Source organism: Bacillus sp. OTU2372 (assembly GCF_038440275.1).
In the GTDB taxonomy this organism is placed as follows: domain Bacteria; phylum Bacillota; class Bacilli; order Bacillales; family Cytobacillaceae; genus Neobacillus; species Neobacillus bataviensis_B.
This window is the reverse complement of sequence record NZ_JASATK010000005.1, coordinates 25094-42168: the sequence shown is the minus strand read 5'-3', so window position 1 is coordinate 42168 and position 17075 is coordinate 25094. Positions and strand designations below refer to the sequence as shown.

The following is a 17075-nucleotide window of genomic DNA, read 5'->3' as shown; positions in this document are numbered from 1 at the left end:
TAGCAAAATTCCTATCTATTATTTATGGCAGGCGGTGCATTTATTTTTGACGTGACAGGTATAACAATACTCCGTAACACTTTGTTTTTCAGCCAGCGGGACAGGATGTCTTTGTTTATCAAATCCTTTGTGCATGGCAGGGTGACAGGATGAGCAGGCAACTATAGAGGAACTTATACCACCTGCTTGTTGGTAATTATGACAAGCCAAACATTCCTGTTTATCTTTTGATGCTTGATTGCCATGGTCCTTCATCCAACTACTAGTGTGACTTTCAGGACGTTTGCTATGGCAATCTTTACAGAATGTATTTTCCTTTGCATAGTCGTATTGGCTCTTTGTTTTCAGGGTTGTAACTTGATCCTTATTTAGATACTTTGTTACTGTAGGTATATCCTCATATCCCTCAAGCGGAACGGATGACATATCCTTATGGCATTGATTACACTTTTGTAAATTAGCAGCGGCCTGCTTGCCGTGTGTCTTCGTTGCAAAATCTTGCTTTTTATGACTTTTTGGAACCATTCCCGTTTTATGACAAGCGCTGCATTCTGTTGTTACTTTACGGGCCTTATGACATTCAATACAGGTATCCATATCTGGCCTGATGAATTTAATATCAGACATTGCTGCTGTACCGACTTGGCTATCCCATTTGTCAAGGTCTGTTGAGTAGGTCATTTTTCGATCAGCCACTTTGCCGTGGGCCACTCCACTATGACATTGGACACATTCGACACCTTTATTTTCATGTTTCTCATGTGGAATAATAATATCCCCCGAAGGTGTTACATCCCTAGTTAGCACGTCATGACAAGATTCACATGCACTATTTGGTATTTCATTAGGCATTCTTATTGGTGCAGCTGAAGTGCCTGTTGATTGTTTTTTCAATTGTGCCACTAATTCTTGGGCCTTATCTTTCGCTAAGTCCTTATACACTGCGTCAGTATGACAACTAGTACATTCAACCTCGCTGTGTGTGGAAGCTTTCCACGTATAATACTCAGGTTTCATCTCATGGCAGGATGAGCATACCTTTGAGCTAGAGGTTGTTTCTAGTCCGAAAAATCCTGCAAAGGACAATAGGACTAGGAACAACAGTGTTAAAGTTGCAATTTTAATTAATTTATACCTGAATTTTGGAGGGGTCGGCAGCTCTTGATTGTGCTCCTCTTCCATAAAAGCGACCCTCCTTTGTGATTTAATTAGTTATTTACTGCAGACTTAAAGCCGGTTCTATGACAATATTGGCAATAAACATCTGTAGCTGCTTTTGGAGTCGTTGAACCTGCGACAGGTTTTTGATTATCATGGCAAACGAAGCATTCTGATTTTTGCTCTGCTGTTAATGCCTTTTTAGCGTGTCCTGTTAACCATTGATTGCTTTCACCGTGTCCAGATGGGCGGTCAGAATGGCAGGCGCTGCAGAACTTATTAATCCGTGCTTGCTCTTTAACCACATTTAAGTTTGGCACGTATTTTGTTTTCGTCTCTTTCATTTTCAGTAGTGAAATAATATCTTCTTTCGGAATTTCTCTTACCCACTTAGAATCTTGGTGACAGTTCACACACTTATCTACTTGTTGAATCGCTGTCTTTCCATGATTTCCATTCCAGCCTTCCACTTTGTGGCTCTTCGGCACCTTGACCTTTTTATGACAAGTTTGGCAGGCCATAGACAGCTTAACGTCATTTTGCTGCTTACCAATGGCCTGAAGGATGATGTCTTGTGTTTTTTGATCGTGCTCCGCTAATGTAGCTGCATCTTTTTCATTGCTGGCTGTTTCTGATTTTTCAGTTTCAGTAGCAGCTGTTGCAGTTGTCGCTTCACCTGATGATGCATTTTTGTTTTCCTCAAGTTTCTTCTCTACCTCTTCAGGGTTTGCCGGTACGTTGTATGAAGCTTCCTTCCAAGGTTTAACACCGTTATTTACTTGGTCATGACAATTAATACAGGTACCCATGTTAGGTCTCAAGTATTTTTCTTCCATTAACTTTTCGGCACTTGCCTGTGTCCAATCACCGCGAACATCTTCTGTATTGATTCCTCGAGAGGCCATTTTCGCGTGAACGACACCAGAGTGACAGGTAATACAAGGGATGCCCTCCTCAATATGGCCTTTGTGATTAACCTTTAAGTCTCCTGAGGCGGTAACCAGACGGTTTTTAGAGTGACATTGTAAACAGTTCTGACTTGAAACTGCTTCTTCTTCAGTTTGAACAATTTGTGTTGGTACTCCTGTTACGTGATAGTAAACTTCTTTCAAAGACTTCATTTTGTGTGTCAGCATATTAACCGTACCTGGTTTAATGTGACATTGAACACAGGAAATCTGGTTGTGGGCACTAGCTGTATAAGATGTATATTCCGGCTGCATTTCATGGCAGCTTGAACAGAATGACGGTGAATTGGTAAAGGAAAGCACCCCATATCCTCCACCGAAAATAACTATACAACCAACTAGTGAAACGAATAATAACTTCCATCTATTAACTGGGTTCTTCCAGTCAATGGCCCTGAACTTTTGCCAAAGTTTTCGTATTGGGCCCGTCTTTTTTCTTTTTTCTCTAGATTCGGGATCTGTTTCTCTATTTTTCTTTTTCCCCCAAATGGCCACATAACTCACCCTTCCCATTTCGGACTTTTTATCTATTTATTTTCCATATTAACCTCTCTAAAGGTAGTATCTATCATTGCAAGAGTATATTCCAATGTACAATTTGTGAATATTTTTTCACACTTTCCAAGGTTGCATTTACACCTAAAAACAACATAAAAATGTTGTTATTGTGGGGTTTAATTAATACTAACGTTGTGGTGTTAATTGATAAAACTATGTATTTTTATACATTAATAATAAAATTTATGCGTAATTTATTCATCATTAGGTATCCTTCCTTTTCCTTTCAGCTAAAAGCCATCAGTCTGTCATAATTGACAGAAAATCGAATCCTTGGCACTGCTTTATTAGTAGTTCGATGACAGATAATATATAATAGTAGAATCACCATTTTTACACTGTTTTTAACATTGTTGTCACTGTAATGAGTAAATGGTAAGATGAAAAGGAAAATTATCGAACATTTTGACATGAATTTTTTTTGTGAATTAGTCTCAGATAAAGGAGCGTTCATCAGGTATGGGGATTTTAAATAAAGTATTTGATTTGAACAAACGCGAACTAAAGCGGTTAGACAAGCTGGCTGCCAAGATTGACGAGCTTGCAACCGAAACAGAAAGATTAACAGATGATCAGCTTCGCGAAAAAACAGAAGAATTTAAAGTGCGCTATCAAAAAGGCGAAACACTTGATGATTTGCTTGTAGAAGCATTTGCGGTTGTCCGTGAAGGCGCCCGCCGTGTACTTGGCTTATATCCATACCACGTTCAGTTAATGGGTGGTATTTCTCTACATGAAGGTAACATTTCCGAGATGAAGACTGGTGAAGGTAAAACCTTAACAGCGACAATGCCGGTTTACTTAAATGCCATTTCTGGCAAGGGTGTTCACGTTGTTACCGTCAACGAATACTTGGCTAGCCGTGACGCCACGGAAATGGGTCAGTTATACGAATTTTTAGGGCTTACTGTTGGCTTGAACCTTAACAGTATGGATAGTGAAGAAAAGCAGGCTGCCTATGCTGCTGATATTACCTATGGAACCAACAACGAATTTGGCTTTGACTATCTTCGTGACAATATGGTCCTTTATAAAGAGCAAAAGGTTCAGCGCCCGCTTTTTTATGCGGTCATTGACGAAGTTGACTCCATTTTAATTGACGAAGCCCGTACACCTTTGATTATCTCAGGTTCAGCGCAAAAATCAGCTGTCCTCTATATCCAAGCCAATGCGTTTGTAAGGACACTGACAAAAGATGTGGATTACACTTATGATGAGAAAACGAAGGGCGTTATGCTCACAGAAGAAGGGATTAGTAAATCGGAAAAAGCATTTGGTATTGAAAACCTCTTTGATATGGCGCATGTTACCTTAAACCATCATATTAATCAGGCATTAAAAGCGAATGTCAGCATGCACCTTGATGTCGACTATGTCGTGCAAGACGGCGAAATTGTCATCGTTGACCAATTTACTGGCCGTTTGATGAAAGGGCGCCGTTATAGCGAAGGCCTGCATCAGGCGATTGAAGCAAAAGAGGGCCTTGAAGTTCAAAATGAAAGCATGACAATGGCAACAATTACGTTCCAAAACTACTTCCGTATGTATGAAAAATTAGCTGGGATGACCGGTACAGCGAAAACGGAAGAAGAAGAATTCCGTAACATCTATAATATGAATGTTATTGTGATCCCAACGAACCGGCCAATCGCCCGTGATGACCGTGCCGATTTAATTTACGCTACTATGGACGGCAAATTCCGTGCAGTTGTCGAGGATATTTCAGAACGCCATCAAAAAGGACAACCTGTCTTGGTTGGTACAGTGGCAATTGAAACATCAGAATTGATTTCCAACTATTTATCCAAGAAACGGATTCCACATAATGTCTTGAATGCGAAAAACCATGAACGTGAAGCGGAAATCATCGCTGAAGCAGGTCATAAAGGTGCGGTTACGATTGCAACCAACATGGCCGGCCGTGGTACGGATATTAAGCTTGGTGAAGGTGTCATCGAACTAGGCGGTCTTGCTGTAATTGGTACCGAGCGTCACGAAAGCCGGCGGATTGATAACCAGCTCCGTGGACGTTCTGGGCGTCAAGGGGACCCTGGTATTACCCAGTTCTACTTATCAATGGAAGACGAATTGATGCGCCGCTTTGGCTCTGACAATATGAAAGCCATGATGCAAAGACTTGGTATGGATGATACCCAGCCAATTCAAAGTAAAATGGTCTCCCGTGCTGTTGAATCTGCACAAAAACGGGTTGAGGGGAACAACTTCGATGCCCGTAAACAGCTTTTACAATATGACGATGTTCTTCGTCAGCAGCGTGAGATTATTTACTCACAGCGTGATGAAGTATTAGAATCTGAAGACCTGCGCGAGATCGTTCAGAAGATGATTCTCAATTCGATACAGCGTAATGTGGAGGTCCATGCCCCTCGCCATGAGGATGAGGAAGACTGGGATCTTCAAGCGATTATCGAATATGTGCAGGCCACACTTCTTCATGAAGGTGATATGACGCTAGATGACCTAAAAGGCAAAGAGCCGGAAGAGATGGTTGAAACAATTTTTGCAAAAGTCAGGGAGCGTTATGAGGAAAAAGAACAGATTCTCTTCCCTGAACAAATGCGTGAATTTGAGAAGGTTGTCACCCTAAGAGCGGTTGACTCTAAGTGGACAGACCATATTGATGCGATGGATCAGCTTCGTCAAGGAATTCATTTGCGTGCATACGGACAAATTGATCCGCTTCGTGAATACCAGCATGAAGGTTTCGCGATGTTTGAAGCAATGATTCAATCGATTGAAGATGAAACAGCGATGTATATTATGAAGGCAGAAATTCGCAATAACCTTGAGCGTCAAGAGGTTGCTAAAGGTCAAGCGGTGAATCCGAAGGAAGACGGCGAACCTGTGAAGCAGAAGCCAAAAGTGAAGCAGCTTGATGTCGGACGTAATGCTCCATGTATCTGCGGCAGCGGTAAGAAGTACAAGAACTGCTGTGGTGCGGGGAAATAATAAGAAAAGCGGAAGCGCCTTGAACAGGAAAAAAAGTAGTTCATTTTTTTCCTAGGAGCGCAAGGCTACAGACGAGCCTTCTTGACGGATTGGCTTATGATCCCGAGCCCCTAGGCGCTGCAGCTGGACACTCCTCAAAGATTTTTATAATTTCTTATTTTTATTAGAGGCCAGCAATATGGTGCTGGCCTTTTTGTTTTCTTAAACACCATCAATCCCCAAACTTTTTCACAATTATCCACAAACTGCATAAAGTATAATTAACTCCTGTGGTTAATGTGTATAACTATTCAGAATTTTGTGGATAAATATAATTCTAAAGAGTTATCCCCATGTGGATAACTCTTTAGTTCTTTTGCAAGTTTTAGTTTACTCGAGAATTTACTATAATCAAAAAACTGCTCCAGTGACTGGAGCAGTTTTTTTGATTATTGTGCCTCAATTAAGCCGTAGCGGCCATCTTTACGCTTGTAAACAACATTCGTACGGTTAGTATCTGAATTTGTGAAGACATAGAAGCTGTGGCCAAGCATATTCATTTGCAGGATCGCTTCTTCACTGTCCATAGGTTTCAAATCAAAACGCTTCGTCCGGACTAATTCAAGATCTTCTTCATCATAATCGTGAGTTTCAGAGCTTTCAGGTGCTGCAAAAGTGAAAGATGGTTCCCCTTTTTCACGGAATTTACGGTTTACTTTTGTTTTATGTTTGCGAATTTGACGCTCAAGTTTGTCAGTGATTAAATCAATCGCCGCATACATATCAACGTTTGTTTCTTCAGCACGTAACACTAATTGCTGCAGTGGAATAGTGACTTCTACTTTTGAAGATTTATCTTGATTGAATCTTAGATTCACATTTACCTTTGCATCAGGTGCTTCAGTAAAATAACGCTCTAATTTGGAGATTTTCTTTTCAACATACTCTCTAATTGCTGGAGTAACCTCAATGTTTTCGCCACGTACGTTGTATTTCATGTGGACTCCTCCTTTTGTTAAGGCTATGTAAATACAATTCTATTTTACCCTATCAGATTCCTGCTAAAACAGAACTAAAATTTTGTCGAATTATTGACAAAAACAATAGGGAAATAGTGACAATAGTGGTTACATTGGTTGACTTTAATAGGTTGCTTTAACTAAAATGAATAGTTATTCATATATTTATTTTATTATTATTAAGAAAGATTAGGCACTAAAATGCCCAGGAATTCGTTACAATGGTGTGAACAAAAATTGAGGATCCGAATTGTAACGAGTGCGTGGGTGCATTACCTAGCGATGGTGAAGGATTGGATACTTGCAGCCCCCACCATTTTTAAAAGTTTCGCTGCATGCCTCAGTGTCGAGCCGGTTGTATAAATATCATCGACCAACAAAACCCTTTTCCCTTCTAATTCACAGTCGGAATCCACATTAAAGACTTGGGGAATGTGGATTCTTTCTGCTCTTGATTTTTTCGATTGCTTTTCAGAATGGATTCGCGTAAGGAGTCCAGCTGATGGGAAGCCAGCAAGGGTTATGATGGCAGTTGCCTGGTTAAAGCCACGTTCATATAGGCGCTCTTCGCTTAAAGGTATCGGAACCAATAAATCTGGTTTGATTTTTGGGATTTCTTTTTTTAAAAGTTCCGCAAAAATCTTTGCTAATACATAATCACCTCGGAATTTATAGGTGGCAATTAGTTCTTTTAAAAAATCATTATAGAGATAGAGCGAGTGATTTCTTTCAAGAAATCCCTGCCAGTCGGGGTCCTCCTCCCAGCGTGTGCAATCATGGCACAAATCCCCATCACGGAATTGTTCATTTAAGTGATGAAATGGACGACTGCAGATGCGGCAGGTTTCCCCTTTTATTTCTTCCAGTTTTTCTTCACAAGTTGGGCAAAGGAGCTGTTCTTTTTCTTTAGAGAAAAGTGCAATCCATCCAATGTTCGGAGCAATGACATTGTGGCAATAGAGACAGCGATCTTGCTGAAAGATAGTCATTTGGCTGCCCCCTGTTTATCAAGCAACCCTTTTTTAAGTCCTTCTAGGTTCATCGCGATAATCTGCCTTCTTGCCTTTAGCATGTCTTCGGTTTTTCCATAATGAAAAAAGGTGACGATACCCGTGGGATGATCCTTGCTCCGACCTGCTCTCCCGGCAATTTGGACGAGGGCACTTTCGGTAAAAATAGTGTCCTCCGCTCCAACTACGGCTACGTCTATATTTGGAAAAGTAACACCCCGCTCAAGAATAGTGGTGGTGAGAAGCATAGGTATTTCTTTATTCCGCATTTTTTGTACCTTGCTTTTTCGGTCCGGATCTTCGGCATGGACTGCCTCAATGCCGGGATGAATGTGCCGCAAGATGGTCAGTGCTTTTTCCATCAGCGGAATATGAGGGAAAAAGACTAATGTCTGTTTGTCTGCTTTGATTCGGGTTTTTATCCAATGTATTACATTTGCGGGAAGGTTCCCTTTTTTAAGCTGCTTTTGCCAGTTGCCACACCAACAGAATTCTGGGACAGGGAGAGGTTGCCGGTGGAATCGGGCCGGAATGGTGGTATATGCCCTTTTACCGGTACAGCATTCTTTTTGCCATTTGGAATTAGGGGTGGCGGTTAGGTAGATCATGGCGGAAGCTGGTTTTCGGGCCTGAACGGCAGCATACTGGAGTGACTCTTCCACTGTATACGGAAAGGCGTCAACTTCATCTAATATGATCGCGTCGAAGGCATGGTAAAAACGGAGGAGCTGATGGGTGGTGGCGATGGTTAGGGGGGCAAAAAGGTGACGGTCCTCACTTCCGCCGTATAGGGAGGCAATGGGGATATCGGGAAAGGCTGCTTTTAATCTGGGGGTCAGTTCTAAAACGACATCTGTTCTTGGGGTGGCGATACAGATTCTTTTTTTCGCCTTGAGTGCCGATTCGATTCCTGTAAATAGGACTTCGGTCTTCCCCGCCCCGCACACGGCCCAGACAAGGTGCTCCTGATTTTGGCGGATGGCCTCGACAACATGGTCAGATGCCAACTTCTGACCTTCAGAAAGTGTTCCCTGCCAGGCCATGATTTGGTCTGGGTTCTTAATTTCAGGGGCTGGGCCATTCCAGCCAATGAGCGGTGTGCAATCGCTGATTCTGCCCATCATAAGACAGCTGCGGCAATAAAGGCAGTTCTCCCCGCATCTAGCGCATGGGTATGCGGTGAACCACTGCGAGTCCTTATTGCCACAGCGCGCACAGATGGATTGTTTACCGTTTTTTTCGATTCCTTTTCGGTATGTAAGATAGCCATTTTGATAATGTTCTTGAATGTCAGTGAGTGGGAATGGGAGATCATCTAGAAGGAGCTGCTTGCCGGTAAGGCGCTGTTGAAGTTCTGGGTTGTAGGTGAATGCAGGGTTCAGCGGTGGATTCGGAATAGCTGGGATTTGTGAGATTGGCAGGGAATCTTCTTTTATTTTGCTTGGAATGATTAGGTTATCTTTTTGGATAAAACGCATTGCGATGGTCACCTTCTTTGGATTCGTTTTTGATTTAGGAGTTGCTCTTCTATGATTAGGTAGCTTTGGCTGGCCGGCCATTGATGGTACAAACGGTTTTTGGTATGTCCAGTTGTGGGCAGTTTAAGGGATATTAGTACTTTTCGTGTGATGTCCGATGTCGGGAGATGAAGAAACGTCTGACATTCATGGTTTGTGATGGTTGGTTTAATTAAGAGGAAGTAGTCATTGATTGTTTCGATATGGCCAGTTTTGGACGGATGATTGCATTTCGGGCATACCCATTTTCCTCTTTGATATTCCATTGGGATGTTGGTACACGATGGGCACTGTACTCCATCATGCAGGTCCGTTTCGGTCAAGTCGTACTCTTTTAGGATATCTATTGGTTTTGGGGTATGTTTGTTTAACAGGAAATGAGCTATTTCATGCAATTTTTCGGGTTGGATTTTTACCTGTTTGTATCGTTTTTCGCAGTCCTCAATTTTATTTAATAGGTCTCTTCTTTTACAAATTCTAGTTGTATCGGCACCTGTAGCGGTGGTTTTTAATATGGTCTTGTTAGTGCTTTTGAAAAAAATAAGGTAATCAATCGGCAGGAGGTGGAGTTTATGTTGGATTAGCCATCTTGTTAAAAGGGATTGGAGTCTGCGGCATTGGATTTGCGGGTCCTCGAAGGATTCTTCTGGTCCTTCAGGGTTGGTTCGGATGAGCTGGTTGAAGACATGATCAAAGTACAAGGTTCCAATGATGTTTTTGGCTTCGATGATTAGGATGTGGGTTTGGGAGATTAGTAGGGTGTCGATTTGGAAGTAGGTGTCGTTGAGTTTGAGTTGAAGATCATGGAGGATGAGGTATTTTTCTTGTGGGAGTTCTTTTACATAGTTTGCTAAGGCATGCTCGCCCCAATAGCCTGCCCATCTTTTGGCTAGGTCTTTTTCTAGGATAGGATACTTGGGATGGCTGCGGTTTAAGTATTTTTTTAAGATTTCTGTCAAGATGAGTCTCTGGGGAAGGGTTAGTTCTTTTATTGCCAAGATATATCACTCCTTTTTGTCTATAATTCTACATAATTCTACATAAAATACAATATTCCTACATGATGGATGAAATATTTTTGAGGATTCCGTCTGTTTTTGAATTTATTCCACCGACTTTCTAATTAATTCCGCGCACTTCTCTTTCTTTTCCGCCGGTTTTTCTATTATTTCGGCCGACTTACTTTTCGGTTACCTTTTTAAATCCTAGCCAGGGCTGCGTTTCCGCCATTTTAAACTGGAATTCCGCCGACTTTCTATTTAATTCCGCACATTTCTGTCTTTTTTTCGTCGATATTCCCATTATTTCCGTCAACTTACTTTTCAGTTACCTTTTTTAAATCCTACCCAGGGCTGCGTTTCCGCCATTTTAAACTGGAATTCCGCCGGTTTTCTCTTTTATTTCCGCCGACTTTTTAATTAATTCCGCACATTTCTGTCTTTTTTTCGTCGATATTCCCATTATTTCCGCCAATAGCGTTTTCTAAGTTAAACACGAAAAAGCCATCCCAGCCCAAAAGCCAGAATGGCAGCAAACCTAAAATCTTATTTTTTCATCCAGCCCAGCCCCATCGCACCTTCACCAAGATGGGTACCAATAACCGCACCAAAATAGCCGATCATAAACTCAACATTAGGATACAGAGCGGCCAACTCCTGGCGCCACTCCTCTGCCTCCGCCCCGCGATTCGCATGAATAATGACAGCCCGGTATTCCCCGCCGCCTGAGACCACTTCACCAAGTAAATCCACAATCCGTTTCATCGCCTTCTTCCGCGTGCGGATTTTTTCTAACGGTACAATGACCTTATCTTCAAACCGCAGCAATGGCTTCACCTGTAAGAGGCTGCCAATAAAGGCCTGGGCACTCGACAGCCGCCCGCCCCTCTGAAGATTAGACAAATCATCAACCATAAAATAAGCATCGGCATTTTCCTTTAACTCTTCCAAACGATTCATAATCACCTCAGCAGACTCCCCACGGCCCGCCATCTCGGCAGCCTCAAGCGCATAAAACCCCTGGACCATGCAGCTGATCTCAGAATCAAACGGATAAACCTTAATTCCCTCTACCATGGTACCAGCAGTTACAGCGCCTTGGTACGTACCGCTGATGCCACTGGATAGATGGATACTAATGACGGCATCATAATCGGCCGCCAGTTCCTCAAACAACTCGACAAATTTCCCAATCGGAGGCTGGGATGTCGTCGGCAAATCTTTTGTTTTTATCTCTTCATAGAACGCATTCGCGGTTAAATCGACTTCTTCCTGGTATACCTCTGTCCCGAAAATGACATTTAACGGGATCATATGTATATTAAATTCTTCTCGTAACTGTTTCGGTATGTACGCGGTGCTATCCGTGACAATTGCCGTTTTCATAAAAATGTACCATCCTTGTCTTTTTGACTACCCTTTATTTTATATGAAACCACAAAAAAAGAACACACCCATTTAAGGCGCGCTCCTTAACAAATCTATCTTACTTCCACCCAGCCATTTTTAATTGCAGACACAACTGCCTGGGTCCGGTCATTTACGTTCATTTTTTGTAAAATATTACTTACATGATTTTTAACTGTTTTTTCACTGATGAATAAAGATTCACCAATACCGCGGTTGCTTTTACCATCAGCCAGCATTTGTAATACTTCACACTCGCGGCGTGTTAACAGATGCAATGGACGGCGGATTTCAAGCGTTGGCACATAGCCGCCTCCAGAATGTCCTGCTGTTGCCGCCAGCTTGCGATATTCGTTAACAAGGTTGTGGGTCACTTTTGGATGTAAATAAGAACCGCCATCCGCCACTACACGAACTGCCTCAATTAAAGCGTCGGCGTCCATCTCTTTTAACAAATAGCCGCATGCTCCTGTTTTTAAAGCATGGGTCACATAGTTTTCGTCATCATGTATCGATAAAATAATGACTTTTGTACTTGGGTATTTCTCAATTAGCTCGCGGGTTGCCTCGACACCATTCATTCCCGGCATATTGATATCCATAATTACCACATCAGGCTGGTACTGTTCCACTAGTCCTAAAGCATCGCTGCCGTCATCGCCTTCAGCTACAACTTGGAACGACTTTTCGAATTCTAGTATTCTCTTAACACCTTCTCTGAATAGTTGGTGATCATCAATAATAGCTATTTTGGTTGTCATTTGGTACTCCCCCTTATTTACAATTTTATCATTTGCCGCAAAATTTTCTTTAGTTAATTAATGGAACACTGATTAAAACCGATGTTCCTTTACCAATTTTTGAATCATAGGTAATTTCGCCTTCAAGCAGGTCGACACGCTCTCTCATCCCAATCATCCCAAAGGACTCAGGTTTCTTAATTGAGGTATCAAATCCAACACCGTTATCCTTAATGAGGACGGTGACAGCAGCATCGGTGATTTCCAATCTGACTTTGATTTCACAGGCGTTGGCATGCTTGAGCGCATTTTGCACAGACTCTTGGATCATCCGGAACAACGCGACCTCATACTTTGTTGGCAGGCGGCGCTCCAGACCAATATTCACAAATTCAATCCTCGAGTGGTTATGATATTCTTCGATGGTTTTTAAATATTTTCTGAGGGTAGGGACAAGGCCTAAATCATCAAGTGCCATTGGACGGAGATCATAAATAATTCTCCGGACCTCATAAAGCGCGGCACGGACCATTTTTTTATAACTGTGCACTTCAGCAAACGCCTCATCCGGCCCTTTGTCCTTGTACACGCGTTCAATCAAATCAGATCTCATAATGACATTGGCGAGCATCTGGGCAGGTCCATCGTGAATCTCCCGGGACAACCGTTTTCGCTCTTCTTCCTGGGCTTCAATAATCTTCAAACCAAAGTCTTGTTTAGCCTTCGCGGTTTCAATTACTTCCCCTACTTGTTTCAAATCGCTTGTCAAGTAATTCATCACCACAGAAATTTGGGAAATAAGCTGGTCGGCACGGTCTATTGTGTCATCTAACCCAATCAATCTGCGTTCTAAATCGTCTCTTTTCTCCAAAAGCTGTTTCTTATACTGCCAATTGATGGAGAGATCCATCTGAAGCTGATGGGCCTTTTCATAGGCCTCACGAACTTCCTCTTCTGTGTAATGATTAAAATTCATACTCACTTCTGAGAGCATAAGCCGTGCTTGATGAACCTGATCTTCTAGCTGGTTCCCCTCTTCAATGAGGTTAACCATCATTTCTTTAATATTTCGGAGTTCAGTTGTCATACTTTCGTAATCTTGACGGCATTGCTCGCCAATTCGAAAAATATCACTTTTACTGCTTGTAACCCGATCAATCATTTCTTCACGAATTTCATCAATAGACTTCGTATTTACTTTTTTAAGTTTCATTTCATTCCCTCCAGGGCTTTCCCTTTAGGCCTTTAACACTTATTTTACATTGAATGTACACATTTAGCGAACCATAACACTCATATTGACCTTCCACTGGGGTGAAAGTAATATAATAATAGAGTTACATTCTCTTTAAGAAGACGTATTGAACTATTACTATTATATCATTCGAACGTTACCATCATATTAAAGGTATATTACAACAATATTTTTTAAAAAGGAAAGGAGACTACTATGCTGCCACGTTACCTTACTGTTAAACAGACAGGCGAACACGAGATTTCGATCCAAAGATCCCGTTTTATTGCCCATTTAAAACGAGCTGAAACCGAAACTGAAGCGCAAGAGTTCATACAAACCATTAAGAAGCAGCATTGGGATGCTACTCATAATTGCTCGGCCTACTTGATTGGCGAGCACGACCAAATCCAAAAAGCCAACGATGACGGTGAACCAAGCGGGACAGCCGGGGTACCGATTCTTGAGGTTTTAAAAAAACGAAAGCTAAAGGACACAGTGGTGGTTGTTACCCGGTACTTTGGCGGCATTAAACTTGGAGCCGGCGGTCTGATCCGTGCTTACGGCAAAGCCACTTCAGAAGGACTTGAGGCAGTGGGCATTGTTGAAAGAAAACTTTCCCAAATCATCCATGCCAAATTTGAATACACCTGGCTTGGGAAAATTGAAAAAGAATTGCGTGCCGCTGAATATAAAATAAAAGAAATTCATTACTTAGATACCGTCGAAATCGAAACCTATGTAGACGAAAGTCTTATCCAAACATTTAAAGACTGGATGGTGGAATTAACCAACGGCCAATGCACAATCCAATCAGGAAATACTGTTTACCTGGAAGAAGATCTGATCAGGTAAATAGTATTATCTTGATGTCGATTATATTCTGATTCACTATAATGCACAATTGGGAAAGTTTCTATAACTAAGGGTATTTAATCGGAACAGACACATTAATAACTGAAAAATAAGGCATTAGAAAAGGCTCCCTTTTCCTTATGTCTTATTTTTTTAAAAGTACTTTTTTCAAGAAATAACGACAGTCTCTTTACTTCAATCTAGGTTATTGGAAAGATTTAAATACATTAATTCAACTAAAATAAATGATTGAATTAACTTATGAGAATGGTAAAATTATATACGGTAAACTACTTTTACGGTATTTCTATTTTCTAATAAGGAGACTTATATGATCCAAACAAGAATAAATCAGAAAAAAAGAAGAAAGTTCAGGCTAAAAAGATTTTTACTATTTATTTTAATAGTTACGATTCTACCAACCGCATTTTACTTTGGATTTGTTTCGTATAAGACGTATAAAGCCACAGCAAAAACCTACAACCAGCTAGAAAGGGGCAGCCATTCCGACTTAAGAGATAAAGAAGTTACCATTAGCAAGGACCCCATTTCCATTTTATTAATAGGTTTAGAGAATTATAGTACAAACTATAAAGGTGGACATACTGATTCATTAATGGTAGCCACTTTTAATCCTGTTCTAAAAACAATGAAGTTGGTTAGTATTCCTAGAGATACCTATGTATATATTGACAAAAAAGGAAAAAAAGATAAAATCACCCATGCATATGGTGTTGGTGGTGCTGATGAAACCATTAAAGCGGTTGAAACCTTGTTGGATATTCCAATAGATTATTATGTTCAAGTAAACTTTAAGGGCTTTAAAGATGTTGTTAATGAACTTGGCGGAGTTAAAGTGAATGTACCATTTGATTTTTATGAACACTCCGACTCGACTGGCAAAAATATCTACTTTGAAAAAGGTCCTGCAAAATTAAATGGAGAAGAGGCTTTAGCTTATGCACGAATGCGGAAACAAGATCCCCGAGGGGATTTTGGAAGAAATGACAGACAAAAGGAACTCATAAAAGCTATTTTGGATAAAGCTTCCACACCGAATAATATATTAAAGATCGATAAGTTAGCCGAACGTTTAGAAAAGAATGTGACAACGAATCTCACAATGAGTGAACCACTTAACTTTTTTAAAAAATACAAGGGATTTCCTTCTAAAAATATAGAAACGCTTAAAATTGAAGGTTCAGATGATTATATCAATGATATCTATTATTTTATCCCTTCTGATGAAAGCATATTAGAAGTTCAAAAGCAGTTACAAACACATTTAGAATACAAAAATAACGAATAAAAAACACCTCCAAAGTGGGCTAACTTTGGAGGTGTTTTTAATACAATAAAATTAGCCAAATTAATTTGAATAAATTTATCATATAATGGTAATAATAAAAAAAGAAAATGCATTGGAATATGCATTTTCTTTTTTATTCATGTCTGCCCGAAAGTTTCCGAAACATTTTTAAGAATGCTTTATTTCGTTCACTTACAATGCCGACCAGTTCGGCAATGATGTGTATGATGATGAACAAAACGACTAAAACAATTAAAGCTACCCATAATGTAACAGACTCTAAAAGAATGGCTGCTACACTAAATAAAATCCCAAAACAGTAAATGATTAATACTGTATTTCTATGTGATAAACCTAGTTCCATAATCCGGTGATGAAGATGGGACTTATCCGGTGCACCGATGGGCTGCCGATTCATAATCCTTCTAATTATAGCAAAGGTGGTATCAAAAACTGGTACACCTAAGATAATGATTGGAATGATGATACTAAATAAAGTTACACTCTTATACAGCCCTAACAGAGACAATATCGAAATACAGTAACCTAAAAACAAGGCACCTGTATCTCCCATAAAGATTTTTGCAGGGTGAAAGTTGTAAAACAGAAAAGCAAGTGTACTTCCTAATAAAATAAGCGCTATGGTTAATATCAAACCCTTGCCAGAAAGAGCAGCAAGAAGACCTAAAGACGCTATACCAATAGAAGATATTCCTGCAGCTAAGCCATCCAGGCCATCAATTAAATTAATGGCATTTGTTATTCCAACGATCCAAAAGACGGTTAAAGGATAGGAGAATAACCCCAAATCCATTCGATCAACAACAAATGGAATGGTCAAAAAATCTACTTTTAATCCCGAGCTGACAATGAGAAGCGCAACGAGAAGCTGTCCAGCAAATTTTACCTTTGCCGATAATTCATATAAATCATCGAGAATTCCGATGATGATGATTAAAACGGCCCCAACGGAAATCGTTAATATACGTTGAGAGTATAAACCAGAAACGAAATAACCTACAAAAACACCGATAAAAATAGCGAGTCCACCCAAACGTGGCATAATTTTTTGGTGCACTTTTCTCTTGTTTGGTTTATCTGTTGCTCCAATTTTTATCGCAAGCTTTATGACAAACGGAGTAGCAATTATTACAGTTATAAACGAAGCTACAAAAGCCAAGATGTTTTGTAGATTTATCATAAATAAGATCTCCTTTTTAAATAGGATTATTTATATCATTATCAAATGAATTGTTTTAATACAAGAAATAAAAAAAAACAATTTTCCCGATTTTATGCATCTTTTCACCAAAATCCACGTTAATTGTATCACTAAATTGAATGACTGACTAC

Annotated in this window: 13 protein-coding genes; 3 read left to right on the top strand and 10 right to left on the bottom strand. The window is 40.4% G+C overall.

Annotated features, from left to right (window positions below):
• Positions 1-18 precede the first annotated feature (18 nt).
• Both AAHB15_RS10955 and AAHB15_RS10950 read right to left on the bottom strand, forming a co-directional pair.
• Entirely contained in the window at positions 19-1182 is a 1164-nt protein-coding gene (locus AAHB15_RS10955; protein ID WP_335572000.1) for a cytochrome c3 family protein, read from the bottom strand.
• A 26-nt stretch (positions 1183-1208) separates the two neighbouring features.
• Complete coding sequence (locus tag AAHB15_RS10950; protein WP_342042379.1) at positions 1209-2621, bottom strand: cytochrome c3 family protein; 1413 nt, start codon at positions 2619-2621, stop codon at positions 1209-1211.
• Positions 2622-3143: 522 nt separating this feature from the next.
• On the opposite strand from AAHB15_RS10950, the gene secA reads away from it, so the two are divergent.
• Positions 3144-5654 (top strand): preprotein translocase subunit SecA, encoded by a 2511-nt coding sequence (secA, locus tag AAHB15_RS10945; protein WP_335571998.1) that lies wholly within the window; start codon positions 3144-3146, stop codon positions 5652-5654.
• A 428-nt stretch (positions 5655-6082) separates the two neighbouring features.
• Here secA and hpf read toward each other — a convergent pair whose 3' ends face one another.
• The 7 genes from hpf to AAHB15_RS10910 form a co-directional block, all read right to left on the bottom strand.
• Positions 6083-6631 (bottom strand): ribosome hibernation-promoting factor, HPF/YfiA family, encoded by a 549-nt coding sequence (hpf, locus tag AAHB15_RS10940; RefSeq protein WP_335571997.1) that lies wholly within the window; start codon positions 6629-6631, stop codon positions 6083-6085.
• Between the two features lie 293 nt (positions 6632-6924).
• Positions 6925-7641 carry a ComF family protein gene (locus AAHB15_RS10935; protein WP_335571996.1) on the bottom strand — a complete coding sequence of 239 codons (717 nt, stop codon included), beginning with the start codon at positions 7639-7641 and terminating at the stop codon, positions 6925-6927.
• Positions 7638-9140 carry a DEAD/DEAH box helicase gene (locus tag AAHB15_RS10930; protein ID WP_342042439.1) on the bottom strand — a complete coding sequence of 501 codons (1503 nt, stop codon included), beginning with the start codon at positions 9138-9140 and terminating at the stop codon, positions 7638-7640. Before AAHB15_RS10930 ends, AAHB15_RS10935 begins: the two co-directional genes overlap by 4 nt.
• Positions 9141-9148: 8 nt before the next feature.
• Positions 9149-10177, bottom strand: coding sequence for a nuclease-related domain-containing protein (locus AAHB15_RS10925; protein WP_342042378.1), 1029 nt, complete (start codon positions 10175-10177; stop codon positions 9149-9151).
• A 546-nt stretch (positions 10178-10723) separates the two neighbouring features.
• Positions 10724-11563 (bottom strand): DegV family protein, encoded by an 840-nt coding sequence (locus AAHB15_RS10920; protein WP_335575934.1) that lies wholly within the window; start codon positions 11561-11563, stop codon positions 10724-10726.
• A gap of 95 nt (positions 11564-11658) precedes the next feature.
• Positions 11659-12345, bottom strand: coding sequence for a response regulator (locus AAHB15_RS10915; RefSeq protein ID WP_098530905.1), 687 nt, complete (start codon positions 12343-12345; stop codon positions 11659-11661).
• 49 nt (positions 12346-12394) lie between these two features.
• Entirely contained in the window at positions 12395-13537 is a 1143-nt protein-coding gene (locus AAHB15_RS10910; protein WP_335575933.1) for a sensor histidine kinase, read from the bottom strand.
• Positions 13538-13774: 237 nt separating this feature from the next.
• Here AAHB15_RS10910 and AAHB15_RS10905 point away from each other — a divergent pair, with 237 nt between their 5' ends.
• Positions 13775-14413, top strand: coding sequence for a YigZ family protein (locus AAHB15_RS10905; protein WP_335575932.1), 639 nt, complete (start codon positions 13775-13777; stop codon positions 14411-14413).
• Positions 14414-14744: 331 nt separating this feature from the next.
• Complete coding sequence (locus AAHB15_RS10900; RefSeq protein ID WP_342042377.1) at positions 14745-15722, top strand: LCP family protein; 978 nt, start codon at positions 14745-14747, stop codon at positions 15720-15722.
• 133 nt (positions 15723-15855) lie between these two features.
• Here AAHB15_RS10900 and AAHB15_RS10895 read toward each other — a convergent pair whose 3' ends face one another.
• On the bottom strand, positions 15856-16920 hold the full coding sequence (locus tag AAHB15_RS10895) for a glycosyltransferase family 4 protein (RefSeq protein WP_342042438.1): 1065 nt from the start codon (positions 16918-16920) through the stop codon (positions 15856-15858).
• Positions 16921-17075: the final 155 nt, after the last annotated feature.

Coding starts and splice junctions, on each gene's coding strand:
- AAHB15_RS10915 (WP_098530905.1), bottom strand. CDS start 12,345: ATGACAACCAAAATAGCTATTATTGATGATCACCAACTATTCAGAGAA.
- AAHB15_RS10920 (WP_335575934.1), bottom strand. CDS start 11,563: ATGAAAACGGCAATTGTCACGGATAGCACCGCGTACATACCGAAACAG.
- AAHB15_RS10900 (WP_342042377.1), top strand. CDS start 14,745: ATGATCCAAACAAGAATAAATCAGAAAAAAAGAAGAAAGTTCAGGCTA.
- AAHB15_RS10910 (WP_335575933.1), bottom strand. CDS start 13,537: ATGAAACTTAAAAAAGTAAATACGAAGTCTATTGATGAAATTCGTGAA.
- secA (WP_335571998.1), top strand. CDS start 3,144: ATGGGGATTTTAAATAAAGTATTTGATTTGAACAAACGCGAACTAAAG.
- hpf (WP_335571997.1), bottom strand. CDS start 6,631: ATGAAATACAACGTACGTGGCGAAAACATTGAGGTTACTCCAGCAATT.
- AAHB15_RS10930 (WP_342042439.1), bottom strand. CDS start 9,140: ATGCGTTTTATCCAAAAAGATAACCTAATCATTCCAAGCAAAATAAAA.
- AAHB15_RS10935 (WP_335571996.1), bottom strand. CDS start 7,641: ATGACTATCTTTCAGCAAGATCGCTGTCTCTATTGCCACAATGTCATT.
- AAHB15_RS10955 (WP_335572000.1), bottom strand. CDS start 1,182: ATGGAAGAGGAGCACAATCAAGAGCTGCCGACCCCTCCAAAATTCAGG.
- AAHB15_RS10905 (WP_335575932.1), top strand. CDS start 13,775: ATGCTGCCACGTTACCTTACTGTTAAACAGACAGGCGAACACGAGATT.